The sequence below is a fragment of the Campylobacter concisus genome, assembly GCF_902460675.1.
Taxonomy (GTDB): Bacteria; Campylobacterota; Campylobacteria; order Campylobacterales; family Campylobacteraceae; genus Campylobacter_A; species Campylobacter_A concisus_AJ.
This window is the reverse complement of the sequence record NZ_CABPUQ010000001.1, coordinates 553,213-568,891: the sequence shown is the minus strand read 5'-3', so window position 1 is coordinate 568,891 and position 15,679 is coordinate 553,213. Positions and strand designations below refer to the sequence as shown.

14 protein-coding genes and 2 pseudogenes are annotated in these 15,679 nt (G+C 38.9%); 7 read left to right on the top strand and 9 right to left on the bottom strand.

Annotation, left to right across the window (positions count from 1 at the left end; all coding sequences use genetic code 11):
- Positions 1-14: 14 nt before the first annotated feature.
- From pepE to dnaG, 8 genes and pseudogenes are all read right to left on the bottom strand, one after another.
- The gene (pepE, locus tag F3G88_RS02745; protein ID WP_149703307.1) at positions 15-713 is read right to left on the bottom strand and encodes a dipeptidase PepE; all 699 of its coding nucleotides are present in this window, start codon (positions 711-713) and stop codon (positions 15-17) included.
- Entirely contained in the window at positions 710-2,029 is a 1,320-nt protein-coding gene (locus F3G88_RS02740; RefSeq protein WP_103581621.1) for an amidohydrolase, read from the bottom strand. The genes pepE and F3G88_RS02740 overlap by 4 nt, the downstream gene beginning before the upstream one ends.
- A gap of 2 nt (positions 2,030-2,031) precedes the next feature.
- The gene (locus F3G88_RS02735) at positions 2,032-3,270 is read right to left on the bottom strand and encodes a M20 family metallo-hydrolase (RefSeq protein ID WP_149715309.1); all 1,239 of its coding nucleotides are present in this window, start codon (positions 3,268-3,270) and stop codon (positions 2,032-2,034) included.
- A gap of 181 nt (positions 3,271-3,451) precedes the next feature.
- Positions 3,452-4,591: an HNH endonuclease family protein gene (locus F3G88_RS02730; protein WP_021092718.1), complete on the bottom strand. Its 1,140-nt coding sequence runs from the start codon at positions 4,589-4,591 to the stop codon at positions 3,452-3,454.
- Positions 4,588-5,343 (bottom strand): annotated as a pseudogene (locus tag F3G88_RS02725) (adenine-specific methyltransferase EcoRI family protein); the annotation flags it as partial. The gene F3G88_RS02730 and the pseudogene F3G88_RS02725, both read right to left, overlap by 4 nt.
- The gene (locus tag F3G88_RS02720) at positions 5,316-5,789 is read right to left on the bottom strand and encodes an adenine-specific methyltransferase EcoRI family protein (protein WP_103617900.1); all 474 of its coding nucleotides are present in this window, start codon (positions 5,787-5,789) and stop codon (positions 5,316-5,318) included. The pseudogene F3G88_RS02725 and the gene F3G88_RS02720, both read right to left, overlap by 28 nt.
- Positions 5,790-5,819: 30 nt before the next feature.
- Positions 5,820-6,462, bottom strand: a pseudogene (locus F3G88_RS02715) (IS1595 family transposase); the annotation flags it as partial.
- A 17-nt stretch (positions 6,463-6,479) separates the two neighbouring features.
- Positions 6,480-8,192, bottom strand: a complete 1,713-nt coding sequence (gene dnaG, locus F3G88_RS02710) for a DNA primase (RefSeq protein WP_188117454.1) — start codon at positions 8,190-8,192, stop codon at positions 6,480-6,482.
- A gap of 61 nt (positions 8,193-8,253) precedes the next feature.
- Here dnaG and F3G88_RS02705 point away from each other — a divergent pair, with 61 nt between their 5' ends.
- The 6 genes from F3G88_RS02705 to F3G88_RS02675 all read left to right on the top strand — a co-directional run bounded on the left by F3G88_RS02705 (position 8,254) and on the right by F3G88_RS02675 (position 13,601).
- A complete protein-coding gene (locus F3G88_RS02705; RefSeq protein WP_103575680.1) occupies positions 8,254-9,279 on the top strand; it encodes a tetratricopeptide repeat protein in 1,026 nt (341 codons plus the stop codon).
- Positions 9,257-9,691, top strand: coding sequence for a ribonuclease HI (gene rnhA / locus F3G88_RS02700; protein WP_149715306.1), 435 nt, complete (start codon positions 9,257-9,259; stop codon positions 9,689-9,691). Before F3G88_RS02705 ends, rnhA begins: the two co-directional genes overlap by 23 nt.
- The gene (gene rnc / locus F3G88_RS02695; protein ID WP_103571810.1) at positions 9,688-10,359 is read left to right on the top strand and encodes a ribonuclease III; all 672 of its coding nucleotides are present in this window, start codon (positions 9,688-9,690) and stop codon (positions 10,357-10,359) included. The genes rnhA and rnc overlap by 4 nt, the downstream gene beginning before the upstream one ends.
- A gap of 8 nt (positions 10,360-10,367) precedes the next feature.
- The gene (gene aroC / locus F3G88_RS02690) at positions 10,368-11,435 is read left to right on the top strand and encodes a chorismate synthase (RefSeq protein ID WP_048809745.1); all 1,068 of its coding nucleotides are present in this window, start codon (positions 10,368-10,370) and stop codon (positions 11,433-11,435) included.
- Positions 11,436-12,004: 569 nt separating this feature from the next.
- A complete protein-coding gene (locus F3G88_RS02680) occupies positions 12,005-13,273 on the top strand; it encodes a Y-family DNA polymerase (protein WP_149715305.1) in 1,269 nt (422 codons plus the stop codon).
- The gene (locus F3G88_RS02675; RefSeq protein ID WP_149715304.1) at positions 13,266-13,601 is read left to right on the top strand and encodes a YolD-like family protein; all 336 of its coding nucleotides are present in this window, start codon (positions 13,266-13,268) and stop codon (positions 13,599-13,601) included. Before F3G88_RS02680 ends, F3G88_RS02675 begins: the two co-directional genes overlap by 8 nt.
- A 31-nt stretch (positions 13,602-13,632) precedes the next feature.
- Here F3G88_RS02675 and F3G88_RS02670 read toward each other — a convergent pair whose 3' ends face one another.
- On the bottom strand, positions 13,633-14,490 hold the full coding sequence (locus F3G88_RS02670; RefSeq protein WP_180999944.1) for a tetratricopeptide repeat protein: 858 nt from the start codon (positions 14,488-14,490) through the stop codon (positions 13,633-13,635).
- Positions 14,491-14,715: 225 nt separating this feature from the next.
- Between F3G88_RS02670 and F3G88_RS10195 the strand changes: the two genes are divergently transcribed.
- A partial coding sequence (locus tag F3G88_RS10195) for a hypothetical protein (protein WP_188117453.1) occupies positions 14,716-15,679 on the top strand: 964 nt, incomplete at its 3' end.

Below are 15,679 nucleotides of genomic sequence, written 5' to 3'. Positions count from 1 at the left end.
ACCTCTCTCCTTGTTTAGATTTTAAATTTAGTTCCAACTTCTATTTTTTCTATCTCTTTTTGATACTCAAATTTTAAAATTTCGCTGTGTCCTATGACCTCAGCTTCGCTACCAGCTATAAGCAAAGCTGTGCCCTCAGGCAAAGCGTAGATAGTCTCTTTTGGATTTGCTATCAAAAACTCCTCTAGCCTCTCCTCCCTGCTCTCGCCGTTATGACCTGCTAGTTTGCCACTTATAAAGTGCGGATTGATCTGATATGGGAAGATATTTAGGCTGTCAAAGGACTTTGGCATAATGATAGGCATATCATTTGTCGTCATCATCGTCTTACCAGCGATATTTGCGCCTGCTGACCAGCCAAAGTATTTTGCACCATTTGCCACAGCCTCTTTTATAGGCTCAATTAAATTTAGCTTATAAAGCGTGTAAAGCAGCATAAAGGTATTACCACCGCCAACTGCGATACTGCTAGCATTTTTGATAGCTGAAATTTTATCCTCGTAGTGGTGGATCGACTTTATATTTTTATTTTTTAGGCGGTCGATCACCTTTTGCTCGTATTCGTCATTTGTTCGTCTGACTCCAGCGTAAGGGATAAATAAAATCTCCTCCTTGCCACTCTCACCCAAGAAGTCCTTGACCCAGTTTTTGCAGTGTCTCAAGTAGCCAGTATCTTGGTAGCTTGAAGCGCTGATTAGTAAAGCATTTTTCATTTTTTAGCTCCATTTAGTTTGTAAGCAGCCCTTAGATAGATATCAACCCCAGCGACCAAGCACTCCTCGTCAAAGTCAAATTTGCTGTTGTGATGGCCCGCTTTTAAATTTGTACCGATCATCATATATCCGCTCTTTGCGCCCCTATCTTGCAAAGCTCTCATAAAGTGAGCGAAGTCCTCGCAAGCGCCAAAGTCAAGCTCTTTAACGATCTTATCGTCATCTATAAATGGGCTTTGCTTTGCCGCTTCATAGAAAATTTCAGTCACCTCTTTGTCGCTATTTGCCCCGCTTGTGCCCCCAGTCATCACGACTTTGCTATCGACGTCATAAATTTCACTCACACCTTTTACGATATCCATGCATTTTTTATACATAAATTCATTTAAATTTGTATCCTCACCCCTTGTTTCGCAGGCTAGATAGCCGTTTGGAGCTATGACATTTCTGCCCTCGCCTGCTCTTAAAACGCCCACATTTATCCTAGTCACACCCTTTGCGTGTCTTGTGATGCCATGCATATTTAGAGCCATTTGAGCAGCGGCTAAAAGGGCGTTTGCTCCCTCTTGCGGCGCTCCTGCTGCGTGAGCTGAACGGCCAGTGATATGCACGTCAAATTTAGAAGTTGCAAGCAGTTTGTTTGTGCCACAAACTATGCCACCATTTGTTTCTGCTTGAAAGCCGATATGTCCGCCAAGTAGGTACTCAACCCCATCAAGCACCCCAGCAGCCTCCATAGCCACAGCGCCTCTTGTGCCCTCTTCTGCAGTTTGAAATATAAATTTAAATTTACCGTTAAAATCGTCTAAATTTTTAGCGATCAGCTTTGCAAGCGCTAGACCCATCGCCATGTGTCCATCGTGCCCACAAGCATGCGTGATACCAGCGATATCTGAGCCAAAGCCCTCCTTACAAGGTCTATGAGCAGCCTCTGCGCTCTCTGTCACATCAACGCTATCAATGTCAAATCTAAATGCGCTAAATTTACCAGGCCTTTTTGTATCGATGAAGGCTGTTAGGCCAGTTAGGCCGTCTTTCATGCATTCAAGGTATTTTGCCTCGTCAGGATTTAAAAGGCTTTTTGCCCGCTCGATCGCCTTTTGGCACTGCTCTTTGCTGCCAACTCCAAGCCTTGCATCGCTCTTTACGACCTCTTCGCCAAGCTTCACTTCATATCCTAGCTCGCTAAGCCTTTTTGCCAAAACCGCAGTCGTAAAAAAGGTAAACCAGCCAGTTTCTGGGTGCGAGTGAAAGTATCTGCGATCTTTGATCATATCCTCTTTTAAAGATAGTGCTAATTTTGCTATTTTGTCCATGACTACTCCTCGTTTGAAAGTCTAATTAGTGCGTTTGTCAAAATTTTTGTTGCTGCTACGGCGTCTTTGAAATTTATCGCCTCTTTGGTGTTGTGACTGATGCCATCTACGCAAGGGATAAAGAGCATGCCAACGCTGCTTGCAAGCTTTGTTAAATTCATCGCATCATGCCCAGCCCCACTTGGCAAAGTAAGCGTTTTTATGCCAAGCTTTTTGGCTTCATCTTCAAGTAAATTTATGGCGTATTCGCTTAGTTTTACTGGCTCGTCGCTACTTAGCTCCCTTATCTCGTAGCTAAATTTAAGCTCACGGCTTAGCTCAGCCACAAAATTTCTAAGCTCTAAATTTAGCTCCTCTAAGCTTGCCTTATCGATATCTCTTAGATCAACGCCAAGCCTTGCCTCGCCTGGCACGACATTTAAAACGCCTGGTTTTGCATGCGCGTAGCCAACGGTTGCGACAGCTGTTTTTTTGTTTTTAGCAAATTTATTTGCTGCGATTATGATGTGTGAAGCGGCAAGCAGGGCGTCACTACGCATATTCATAGGAGTTGCACCGCTGTGATCGGCCTTGCCCTGTATTGTTATCTCAAACCTAATTGGAGCTGCAATCCCGCTTACCACGCCAACGCTTATAGCGCTTCGCTCTAAAACTGGGCCTTGCTCGATGTGAAGCTCAAGATAGGCGTGCAGGGAGTTTTCTTTTAGTATGGCTTCATCTAAATTTTGTGGTTTAAACCCAGCCGCACTCATCGCCTCAAAAAGCGAGATGCCTTCTTCATCTTTTAGCTCATGAAGCCTTTGCTGGCTTAGTTTGCCGCTTATTATCTTACTGCCGATAGTGGCTGTCTTAAAGCGGCTCGACTCCTCACAGCAGAAATTTATGAGCCAAAGTGGGCGCTTTAGCTTGATGCCAGCCTCTTTTATAGAGCTTAGCGCCTCAAGACCAGCCATGACGCCAAGTGTGCCGTCATAAAAGCCACCATTTGGCACGCTATCTATGTGAGAACCCACACAAACTGGCTTCGCGTCCGCCTCGCAGCCATCATCATAGATAGCGTAGATATTGCCGACATTGTCAATTTTAAGTTTAAAGCCATTTTTTTCTATCAAATTTATAAGAAATTCTCTTGCTTCGAGGTCCTCTTTGCTAAAGGCTAGCCTTGTTAGCCCACCACCTTTTAGTGCTCCAAACTCGCTTATAGCGTTAAAATTTCTCTCAAATCTTTTAGCATCTATCATCATAAATCCTTAAAATATAAAGCCAATCTTAAAAAGATTTATTACTTTAAGCATTTTACATTTTATTTTATGATTTGAAGCTGAAAAAGTGTGAGTTTTTAAATTTTAGGCTCTGTGTGCTAAAAGTATTGCTAGATAAGAAAAAAACAAAAGTGCCAAAATGGCACTTTTGGATAGATGGCTATTTATTTGATTTTGTTCTGTTACAATTTTTACACAACATTTGACAATTATCAGGCTGTGTTTTTCCGCCCTCGCTCCAAGGTATTATGTGGTCGGCTTCCATTTGTTCTATCTCAAAATACTTTTTACATATCGCACAAATTCCATTTTGCTTTTCATAGACTTCACGCTTTTGATTATTGTCAAATGCCCTTATATTTAGATGCTTCTCATTGCCGCTCAATAAATAAGGATAAATTCCTCCCTTGCTTCCTACATCACTATCTTTCATTAACTCACTTATGATTGTTTCTAACTCATCTTTATCTAAATTGCTATTTTTAAACTCATTATAATAGGCTCCCCAAGGCAATCCTTTCATTTCCTTACGGTATCTAGGGAATTTCATTTCTACCCAGTCTATTACGCCACTAAAATATCCCCATAAATCATCAGCGTTTTTACTATCTTTTGCATTTTTTGCCATATATTCGCATATATCTTTATCATCGCCTACTTTATCGTAGCTTTTAGCAGTTATCCACTTTATAGCAGTTTCTAAGTATTCTTGTCTTATAGGTGCACCAGTTAAGTATTTTGAACCCTTTTGATACGCTAAGCAGTTATTTTTTGAAAATTTCACTTTTGCATCGCTCAGCCACGCACTTGTATATACAGCGTTTCTTAACTCTTGGTCTTTTAGCTGCTCACCTGCTATATTTATGACCTTAAACCAGTCTAATTTTTCGCTATCGCTACCCTCACATATATAGACCATTAGTTTGTAGTTTAGGATTTTTTCTTGTATGTCTTTTGTAAGATTATCAAATAGTTTTGGCTGACCATTTATTTCTATACTAAAACTTCCTTTTACATATTCGCAAATTGAGATAGTCCTTTGTTGCCCATCTAGCACTTCAAATTCTGCTTCATTGCTAGACATTGTTTGTCTAGCCCAGTAAATGGTATTAAGCGGAAAGCCTTTTATAACAGTGTCAATGACCGCATTTCGCTTTTTATCATCGTAGACATACTCTCTTTGATATTTTGGACGGATATTTAGTATGCCGCCATATCCGCTAACTTGACTACTCTCATCATCACGAAAATAATCCTTTACTAAATCAACTACCTTTATAGGCTGCAAATCTATTTTCATTTTTTTCCTTTTTGTGGGTTTTTATTTTTTATTAAAATTCGTGCGTAAATACTAGAATATAATTCGCCTGTTTCACAATCTTTAAATGCAGGTGTTTTGTCTGTTTTGGGATTAAATTTTCTATAAAGTGTTCCTTTGGCATTAAATGTAAATTTGCCTGTCGGTAAGCCATTTTTATCTAAAATTTCCATTTTTTTATTGCAAGTAAAATCGACCGAGCCGACAATTCCAAGAGCCACAATCTCAAATTGCTCAGGGTTGTATTTGTCTAAAAATGTTATCGGCACACCCATAACACCGTCATAATCAAGCGGAATTTCTATCGTTTTATCCACATTGATAGCATTGTAGTTGTCGTATTTTGGATAATGATTAGGGTCTTTGTGATAACTTGCTATTGTTTCAAATTTCTCGTGTCGTTTTTTGATGTCTAAATTTGTGAACCAATTCACACCTGAAACTCTTATCATTCCTTCAATATGATTTGATGCTGTTGCATAGTCTTCATAATGTTTATTTATAAAATGACCAGCACCGCCACGAAATCCAAATCCTAGCCAAATTTTATTATTTTTTATCAAGCCAAAAATTTCTTTATATGTTATAGCGTTTTGATGACCGATTATCACAAATTTTTTATCATATTCAATGAGCTGTGTTACATATTCACGAAATAGTGAAAAAGGCGGGTTAGTCACTACTATATCGGCTTGTTTTAGTAATTCTATGCACTCTGCAGAGCGAAAGTCGCCAGGCTTATGCGAGAGAGAGAGAGAGAAGTGTCACTAGTTTGTGTCTTATCGCCTTTTAGCACCGATAAGACATTTTCATCACTATCTTTTAAGGCTTTTTCAATAATAAACCTAGCATCGTCTAAATCAATACTTCCGTTGTTATCAAAATCTTTCATCTCATTGATTATTATTTTATGTGCTTTGTCTTTGCCTGTTTTTGTTTGAGATATAGGGCTATCATAATAGCAAGTGCAAATTAGCTTTTTAAGCCCTAGTCGGTTGAAATTTAAGACAAAATATCTAAAAAAATTGCTCTCATAGGGGTCATCGCAGTTACAAAAGACAACTTTATCTTTAAAGTGTGTTTCGTAGTGTCTTAGTTCGTTTTCTATATCTCCAAGTTGAGTATAGAACTCATCTTTTTTCGCATTTTTTGCCTGATGTAAGTTTTTATTTTTTGCCATTTATATCCTTTCTAAAATGTTTTTGGTTTATTACACCACAAGTAGTGGCACACTTGGTCTATCTCCTAGTTTATCAACCTTACTAATACAATCAGTATTTAATATATGATTAAATAGTATCTGCTCTTTATCCATTCTACTTTCTTTTGCAAAATTTACAAAGTTGTGATAAACAAGATAATTATTAATATATTTTTTAGATACATCTTTGAAATTATACACTAGGATTGATTTAAGACAGCTATGATAGTTATCAACTACTTGAATATTAAAACTTCTATTAGAATATTTATTGTGTGGTATTCTAATATGATTTAAGCTCATCTCATTTGAGAGCTTAGGTAGCTTCTAAGGCTATCAGTTACAAATACGCTTTCACGCTCAACTTTGCCACCTATTACGCTATTAAGTGCCTTTACATTTGGCTTACCAAGATTTGCTACTTTGGCTACTGATTTGCCGTTTAGATTAACAACGCAAGGCATACAAACTAATTCTTTTTATAATCCACGCTTCGTATTTGCCGTGCCACGATGTTTTGCCGAGCGTTGAAAATTAAAATCCTTGCGACAACATTTACACGAGATAGGCACAAATGTTTCGTCAGCTTCTACCATGCCCTCAGTTTTACGCTATTTTACATTTCTTTCAGAGTATCAAGGATTTTGTGTTGCTAGTTAAAAGCTCTGCTTAAATTTTATAAAGCTGAGTCTTGAGATCTTTGATGATAAATAGCAGTTTTTCTAAAATTTCTATCTTATTTGGGTTGTCAGAGCCTTTTAAAATTTGCTGTTCGTTCTCGTAAAATGCGATTTGCATATTTAAAATAGCCTTTTGCAAAGTGGTTGGGTCAATGATCTCATGGATCTTTTCGTCCATTAAAATTTCTCTAACCATCTGCTCATCGCTCACGTCGTATCTATAAAGGATGGCGTTTAGATACTCAGGATGCTTTATAAAGTATCTAGCTCCAAGCTTTGAGAGTATCTCATCTCTGTAGTTTGGGTTATTTAGCATGGTTTTAAAAAGTGCAAACTCTAGCGGGTCTTTGTTCATCACAGCTGGCACCTCATCTACCATGACAGAGTTGCTAAATTCATCTTTATCTTTTTTTCTAAATTCTCTTTTAAATTTAGCTTCATTTTTTGGCTTCTGCTTTAGCCCAAACCTATCTGCTACGCTTTGTGGAGTGAGGTTAAATCTTGCCGCAACCTCAGTCACATACGAGCTTGCTATCTCCTCTCCAAGCTCGTCCATATAGGCTTTTATCTCGCTTAGGCAGTTATCTCTTTGCATTGGGCGCGCGATGTCATACTTTTGCATGATCTTTTCTATATAAAATTTCACCGCGTCCTCGCCTGAGCCAAAGAGCTCACTAAGCTCCTTTATCTTGCCTGCAAAGACCATATCAGCAGGATCTGCGCCGTTACTTATGATGACTACTTTTGTATCTATCTTATTTATGCTTAGCAAGTGAGCGGACTTTATAGCTGCATTTATGCCAGCGCCATCTCCGTCAAAGCAAAGAACTACGCTTATCTCGCCTCTTTTTAAAAGCGGCAAGTGGCTTGTAGTAAGTGCGGTGCCAAGCACTGCAACAGCGTTTGTAAAACCAGCGTAGTGAAGCATGATGACATCAAGATAGCCCTCTGTTATTATTATCTGATTTTTCTCAAAGATGCTTTGTCTAGCTAGGTGGTAGCCATAGAGCAGCTTTGACTTGTCAAAGAGCGAGTTTTGGGGCGAATTTACATATTTTGCAGGGTGGTCTGATATCGTTCTACCACCAAAGCCAACTAGCCTTGTGGTGTGCGAGTAGATAGGAAATGTTACGCGCTCGATGAAACTAGCGTAAATTCCCTTCTCATTTTGCTTTGCGATGCCAACTTCAAGCGCCTCTTTAGGCTCTATGTTTTCATTTTGCAAAAGCCTAATGGTGCTTTTACTATCCCCAGCCCAGCCAAGCTCAAATTTCTCGATCATAGCGTCATTTATGCCGCGCGACTTGATATATCTAACAGCCGCTTCGTTTTTGTAAAACTCACTTCTATAAAAGGCATTTGCCTTTTCTAAAATGTGCTTATTTTCTTTTTGCGTTGGCACCTTGTCGTTTGTGTATTCAAGGCTGAAATTTGAAATTTGAGCGATCTTTTCTATCGCCTCTGGGTATGTCAGCTTTTCATAATCCATCACAAATTTAACCGCATCTCCGCCAGCCTTGCAGGCAAAGCAGTGATACATCTGCTTGTTTTGATTTATGCTCATGCTTGGGTTTTTGTCGTCGTGAAACGGACATACGCACTTGTAGCTTGAGCCCATCTTTTTAACAGGGATATACTGCTCGATGATGCTAACAATATCTATCTGGTTTTTTAATTTTTCAATGGATTTTGGATCTATCATAAGCAAAATTATACAACTGCTTTGTTATAATTAAAGTAAAATTTTATTACAAAGTGTTAGCGTGGATATTTTTTTCATTGGACACAGAGATCCGATATTTAGCCTTATTATTCTATTTAGTATCATCTTGATGATCGCCGCTTTAAGCTATGCTTGGGGCATATTTTCTAGCAAAGATGAGAAAAAACGCATCGAGAAATTTATCAAGAAATTTGACAGCAAAGATGGCATAAGCGACGAGCACAAGCAGATGCTAAAAAGCCCAGAAGTAGATATACCAAGCCTTAGCATGCTAGGTCAGACCTTCGCTAAAAATGGCGACTTTGAAAAATCAATCGGCGTCTATCTCATCGCACTTGAAAAGGTAAAAGATAAAAACGAGAAGGAATTTATCCTAAACGAGCTTGGAGAGGTCTATTTTAAGGCTGGATTTTTAAAAAAAGCTAGCGAAGTCTTTGAAAAAGCGCTCGAGCTAAGCCCTAGAAATGTCCTAGCACTTCGCTTTTTAACGATGATAGATGAGAAGCTTAAAAATTATAAAGAAGCCCTTTATGCGCTAAATTCTCTTGAAGAGCTAGGGACAAATGTAAAAGATCAAAAGGCCTATATAAAGGCGATTAGCACGCTAGATGATAGAAATTTAAGCTTTAGCGAAAAGGTAGAAATTCTCTCGCACCTTAGTCAAAATTTTGAACTTTTAAAGCGCATGATCTTAGCCCTTTTCATAAGGCACAATGAAAATTTAGAAAATTTAAAAGATTTTGCCAAATTTGAAGATGTGCTTGATCTACTTTACAACCTAAAAACGCCTATAAATTTAGACGATGCAAAATACAAATCCCTCTTTTACGCAAAGGGCGATATAGAAGGTCCATGTGAAATTTATGGCTTTGAGCTAAATGTCATAAAGAGGCTAAAAGATGCTAAATTTGACGCAGCTGGGCTAAGCTTTAACTACGTTTGCAAAAACTGCAAAAACTCATTTCCTATGCACTTTTACCGCTGTCCGGTCTGTCACGAGCTAGGAAGTGTGAAAATTTTATCCCACATCACAGAAAAACCAAGTGAAGATAGTAACACTTTTTAGTGATGGCTCGTGCCTTGGAAACCCTGGAGCTGGCGGCTGGGCGTATATATTGAGATTTAATGAAGCGCAGAAAAAAGCAAGTGGTGGCGAGGCGTATACTACAAATAATCAAATGGAGCTAAAAGCTGCGATAATGGGGCTAAAAGCGCTAAAAGAGCCCTGCGAAGTGAGGCTAATAACCGATAGCTCATACGTGGTAAATAGCATAAACGAGTGGCTTGCAAACTGGCAAAAGAGAAATTTTAAAAATGTAAAAAATGTCGAGCTTTGGCAGGAGTATTTAGAGATTTCAAAGCCGCATAAAGTCGTGGCTAGCTGGGTCAAAGGGCACGCTGGGCACCCTGAAAATGAGGAGTGCGACCAGATGGCAAGAAACGAGGCATTAAAAATAAAAGATGAGAATAAGATATGAAAAATTTAGAAGAATTTGAACGTAATCTTGGCTATAAATTTAAAAAATCTGAGCTTTTAGAAGAGGCGCTAACGCATAAAAGCACTAAGCAGGCGTTAAATAACGAGAGGCTCGAGTTTTTGGGCGATGCGGTGATGGATCTGCTCGTGGCTGAGTATCTTTTTAAGAAATTTAGCAAGATCGCAGAGGGCGATATGAGCAAGCTAAGAGCCGCGCTTGTCAATGAAAAAAGCTTTGCAAATATGTCTAGACGGCTAAAAATGGGCGAGTTTTTAAGACTTAGCCAAGCTGAAGAAAACAACGGCGGTAGAGAGAAAGATAGCATTTTAAGTGACGCATTTGAAGCAGTGATGGGCGCTATCTACCTTGAGGCTGGACTTCTTAAAGTTAGAGAAATTTCTATTAGCCTGCTTGAGCTTTGCTATCCGCAGATCGACTTTGCACACCTTGAAAAGGACTACAAAACTGCCCTTCAAGAGGTCACTCAAGCGACCCTTGGCGTCATACCAACATACGAGCTCATAGGCTCTTTTGGCCCTGATCATAAGAAAGAATTTGAGATAGCCCTACTGCTAAATGGCAAAGAAATTTCACGTGCTGTTGGTAGCTCGAAAAAACAAGCCCAACAGCTCGCAGCAAAAATAGCACTAGAAAAAATCAAAAAATAGGATAAATTTTGAATACATTTGGCAAAAAACTAACCTTAACTAGCTTTGGTGAGAGCCATGGAGTGGCGATCGGTGGCGTGATAGACGGCCTACCTGCTGGGCTAAAGATCGATGCAGACTTCATCCAAAGCGAGCTTGATAAACGTCGCCCTGGGCAAAGTAGCTTCACAACGGCAAGAGATGAGGCTGATAAGATAGAAATTTTTAGCGGCGTCTTTGATGGCATGAGTACCGGCGCACCGATAGGTTTTGCCATTTTTAACAACAACCAAAAGTCAAACGACTATGAAAATTTACGTGAAATTTTCCGCCCAGGGCATGCTGATCTTACATATTTTAAAAAATATGGCATCAGGGATCACAGAGGTGGTGGGCGCGCAAGTGCTAGAGAGACAGCAGTAAGGGTTGCTGGTGGGGCATTTGCACAGCTACTTTTAAATGAGCTTAAGATAGAAGTTTTAAGCGGTGTGCTTGGCATTGGCAAAGTTGTTAGCGACAAGATTGATTTTGATTTTGCCCAAAATTCGCAAATTTACGCCCTTGGCAACGAAGAGGCGATGAAAGAGGCTGTAAATAAAGCTAGAAGCGAGCACGATAGCGTTGGAGCTGTGGTTTTAAGCGTGGCTAGAGGCGTGCCAGCTGGTCTTGGCGAGCCACTTTATGATAGGCTAGATAGCGCTCTAGCGGCAGCTTTAATGGGCATAAACGGAGTAAAAGCCGTAGAGATCGGCGCTGGCGTAAATGTGAGCTCTATGCTTGGCTCAGCAAACAACGACGAGATGGACGAGCTTGGCTTTTTAAGCAACAACGCTGGTGGCATACTTGGCGGCATAAGCAGCGGGGCTGAGATCGTGCTAAAGAGCCATTTTAAGCCAACGCCTTCGATATTTAAAGAGCAAAAGACGCTAAATTTAGCTGGCGAGGCGGTGGATTTTGAGCTAAGAGGCAGGCATGATCCTTGTATAGGCATACGTGGCAGCGTCGTCGCAACCGCGATGATAAGGCTAGTACTTGCTGATATGCTACTGCTAAATGCAAGCACAAAGCTTGAAAATTTAAAGAAAATTTACGGCTAAATTTGACTTAGCCACCCCAAAAAACGAGGACTAAATTTCTATAAATTCTGCAAAGATTGCAAAATTTTTGGTTTAGAAAACGCAGCGACCAACTTGATCTCGCCTTTATATATTTCTAAATTTGCTAAGACCCCGTGTCCGCAGTTGCTTTGAGTGGTGTCAGATATGTCTTTGTTGCGAGTTAGGACATTGACGCAGCCGTGTTTGCAAAGGCTCTTTTGCTTAGCATTTCAGGAGCATACCACGCACCCTCGCAGATGGCGATGACGTGCTCTGGGATGATGAGCTACAAGCGCATCAACCAAAATTTCACCCCTGTCGTTAAATACTCTCACCATGTCGCTAGTCGCGAACCCTTTTGCTTTGGCGGCATTTACGGCTCTTTTGCGCTCAGCTTGGCGTAGTTTCTGATCACGGAGCTATTTAGCTGTGAGTGGAGGCGGTATCTTTGTGCGGGGTTTTTGCACTAAAATTTAGCCTTTTTTCTAAAAGATTTTTATTAAATTTTTAAGCCATTTCAAACAAAATTTACAAACTAACTTTTACCAAATTTCATCTATAATCCTCTCATGAAAAATGAAAATCCAAAGAGCAAAATTTACGCCGTTATCGACCTAAAGTCCTTTTACGCCTCGGTTGAGTGCGTAGAGCGTGGGCTTGATCCATTTAAGGCCGATCTAGTCGTGGCTGATGCTAGTCGTGGCAGTGGTGGCATCTGCTTAGCTGTTAGCCCTGCGCTTCGTGCAAAAGGGGTGAAAAACCGCTGCAGGCTCTTTGAGATACCAAAGGATGTCAAATTTATCATCGCGCCACCTAGGATGCAGTTTTACATCGACTACGCCGCAAGGATCTATGAAATTTATCTAAAATATGTCGCCAAAGAGGACATCTACGTCTATTCGATCGATGAGTGCTTCATAGACCTCACTTCTTACTTGAAATTTTACGCTCTTGGCGCAAAAGAGATGGCAAAGATGATGATGGATGAGATACTAAAAACGACTGGTGTGACGGCGACTTGTGGCATGGGGACAAATTTATACCTCGCAAAGATCGCGCTTGATATACTAGCAAAGCACCAAGATGACGGCATCGCCTATCTTAACGAAGAGCTTTATAAAAAGCAGCTCTGGACACATCAGCCGCTAAGTGACTTTTGGCGTATCGGTAAGCAAACTAGGCTAAAGCTCGAAAAATGCGGCATCTTTTGCATGAAAGATATCGCAAATGCGCCAAAAAGCCTGCTTGAAAAAATTTTTGGCGTCGATGCCTACATCACGATAGATCACGCAAACGGTATAGAGCCAACGACGATAGCTGATATAAAGACCTATAAACCAAGCACGAAGTCCTACTTTAGCTCAGAAATTTTGCCTAGAGACTACGAGCGCTGCGAGGCGGTGATCGTGCTAAAAGAGATGGCTGACAGGCTCGCGCTTAGGATGATAAACAAAGATGTGAGGGCGAGTGGGCTAACGATAAATGTGAGATTTGCCGATAAGCTTGAGCCTCAGCAACGTGCGAGCGTGAGGTTTAAAATGCCAACAAATGTCTCAAGCGTGCTGATGAGCGCGGCTGAGGAGCTACTTTTAAACAAGATAAAAAACGTTGGGCTAATCAGGCAAATAGGCATATCAGCAAATGATGTGGTGAAAGAAAATTTGGTTGAGTTTAGCTTATTTGAAGATGACGCTAAGGAAAAAGCGGTGCTAAAATCACTAAATTTGATAAAAGAGAAATTTGGTAAAAACTCGATCCTGCGCGCGATCGACCTGCTACCAGAGGCGACTGGGCAAGATAGAAACAAAAAGATCGGAGGGCACAAGAGCGGTGAGTAAAGATAGGGCGAAAATTTTTAGCTCGTTTAATCCTCTTTCTACATTAGAGCGAGCCTTGCGTCAAAAAGAGCGAGAAAAATGCGAAAAGCTCGAGCTTGATGAGAGCAAGGTTGATGAAATTTTAAAAAAGATAAGCGAGCTAAAGATAGCTGATGAGGTGCGCGTGAGCTACCACGACGGCTTTACTTACGTAATATCTGGCGGACTAGTCTCAGATGTAAATTTCAAAGATAAAACTCTCATGATCGTAAAAACTAAGATCAAATTTGAAGATATAAACGAGGTTGAGATAGTTAGAAGATGGGCAATTGCTCGCCCTTTTAGTTAGTTTTACGTTATCTAAAGCCTTTTATATGGCTCTAGTTATATCTTTGAGATTTTAACTGATCCAAATAGTAGCATCCCCATTCATATCCACTATCGCAAACTTTTTCAAATAATTTTATTGCTTCTGAAACACTTTTTATACCACATGTTCCATGTTTATATGCGATCCCTAATTTAACGCAACCTGCCATATTGCCTCCATTGCAGGCTTTTTCATATAGGCGCATAGCCTCTATAGGATCTTTTTTTATCACTTTGCCATGTTCAAATTCATCTGCTAAAACGACGCATCCACTCATTTCACCTTTTTCGCAAGCTTTCTTAAAAAGATCTATCGCTTTTTTGATATCCTTTTCTACACCCTTGCCATACATATAAGCAAAACCAACATCAACACAGCCACTCATATTTCCACCATCACAAGCTTTTTGATATAGCTCATCTGCCTTTTTATAGTCTTTTTGTGCATTTTTATCACTATAATAGTTCATCCCCAAAATAATACAAGCCCCTAAATCCCCATATTGGCATTTTGCTTCATTTTTTTCTAGTGGCGACATCTCGGTAAGTTTGTCTGCTTTTATTTTTATATTGATTTGTTCATTATTTGATAGGGTGACATTTTGCTCCCCGCATATTTTATGTGTTGTGCTTTTCCCATCTGGAAAGCATACTTTTATCTCATGATTGCCATTTTCGGCTAAAATGGACACTGGCTCTTTTAAAGATGTCACTCCTCTTTTTTCGTTATCTACATAGATAGTGCCACCATCTTTTAAGTTCATAAAAAGCAATTTTTTTGTGTAGCCATCTACTAGTATCGTAGCTTTTGCATACAAGAAATTTAATGATAAAGCGACAAAAACTACTATTTTAAAAAGATCTTTCATAACTGATTCCATGTTTGAAATTTATTTACTAAGTGAAAAATAATATAAGAATTATTCTTACTGAATACTTAAATTGTATAAATATATGTTTTATTTTCAGCTCTCTTTATAGATCACTTGATAACACAAATTTAAATTTAGTAGTTCATCAGTTTTACGCAGATTTTTATATTAAAACAATGAAATATTGATAAAATTTACTTATTTTATTTACAAGGATAAAATATGTCATTCGAGGTCGAATATAAACTTTTTAATGGTAGAAGCAAAAAGAAACCAAATAATAACCTAAAAATACATCAAACACCTATTTTAAACTCTATTGTAAATACATATGCACTCTCTCTTTTTGTTAGTAAATTTTATGATTTTAGTAAAGAAAATGATCTACCTATACTTAAAAAGTTGGTTGATAAAGAAAGAGATAAACAGACTAAAAAATTTATGGATGAAGTTTGCAAAGTTTGTGGTAAAGACGAAGATCTAATAGTAAATGTTCCAAGACTTCGTGGCTACATCAAAAATTTTGATGAACAAATAAAGAGCAAAAGAAAGCAAATAAATATAAAACTAGAGAAGATATGTGAAGAGTTTTTTGCGCTTATAAAGCTAGATCAAAATTTAGTACCGAGCCAAAAACAGCATATAAACGATAAAAATAGTTACATCCTAGCTCCAAATGAATACCTAGAAAAGCATGTAAAATCTCTAAAAAGTAGATCAATAGGCGATGATAAAAAATTTGCATATATGCAAGACGCTGCTTTTATAATGATGTGTTTAAGACCAGGAAATTACCTTTGGGATTGCAAATGCAAAGACTTTTCAAGTAGCCAGCTAGATGATATGACGCTTTATCTTTTAAGCTATGTTTATGACGAGGCAAAAGTTCAGAGATTTTTAAAATGCATGAATGTTTTGATCATAAAAAGAGGCTTTGTGATGGGGCTAGATAGGGACAATCAAGCGCTAGTTTTTAGCAATATGGGATCAGAAATTTTTGAGCTTGAAATTTTTAAAGATAGATATATAAGCTTTATAGAAGATGATACTTTGATTATATTCTCACCTGCATTTTTTGGAAATTTTGATCAAATTTATGATGAAATTTGGAAGATAAAGCAAAATGTGATAAAAATAAAAAATACCCCTACTAAAAAGAGCTTAAGATCTTTAGATGATAGCTTGC

Bases quoted from the DNA above. Each gene is read 5' to 3' on its own strand.
- pepE (WP_149703307.1), bottom strand. From the start codon at position 713: ATGAAAAATGCTTTACTAATCAGCGCTTCAAGCTACCAAGATACTGGC.
- F3G88_RS02740 (WP_103581621.1), bottom strand. From the start codon at position 2,029: ATGGACAAAATAGCAAAATTAGCACTATCTTTAAAAGAGGATATGATC.
- F3G88_RS02735 (WP_149715309.1), bottom strand. From the start codon at position 3,270: ATGATAGATGCTAAAAGATTTGAGAGAAATTTTAACGCTATAAGCGAG.
- F3G88_RS02730 (WP_021092718.1), bottom strand. From the start codon at position 4,591: ATGAAAATAGATTTGCAGCCTATAAAGGTAGTTGATTTAGTAAAGGAT.
- F3G88_RS02720 (WP_103617900.1), bottom strand. From the start codon at position 5,789: ATGGCAAAAAATAAAAACTTACATCAGGCAAAAAATGCGAAAAAAGAT.
- dnaG (WP_188117454.1), bottom strand. From the start codon at position 8,192: ATGATAGATCCAAAATCCATTGAAAAATTAAAAAACCAGATAGATATT.
- rnc (WP_103571810.1), top strand. From the start codon at position 9,688: ATGAAAAATTTAGAAGAATTTGAACGTAATCTTGGCTATAAATTTAAA.
- F3G88_RS02680 (WP_149715305.1), top strand. From the start codon at position 12,005: ATGAAAAATGAAAATCCAAAGAGCAAAATTTACGCCGTTATCGACCTA.
- F3G88_RS02670 (WP_180999944.1), bottom strand. From the start codon at position 14,490: ATGAAAGATCTTTTTAAAATAGTAGTTTTTGTCGCTTTATCATTAAAT.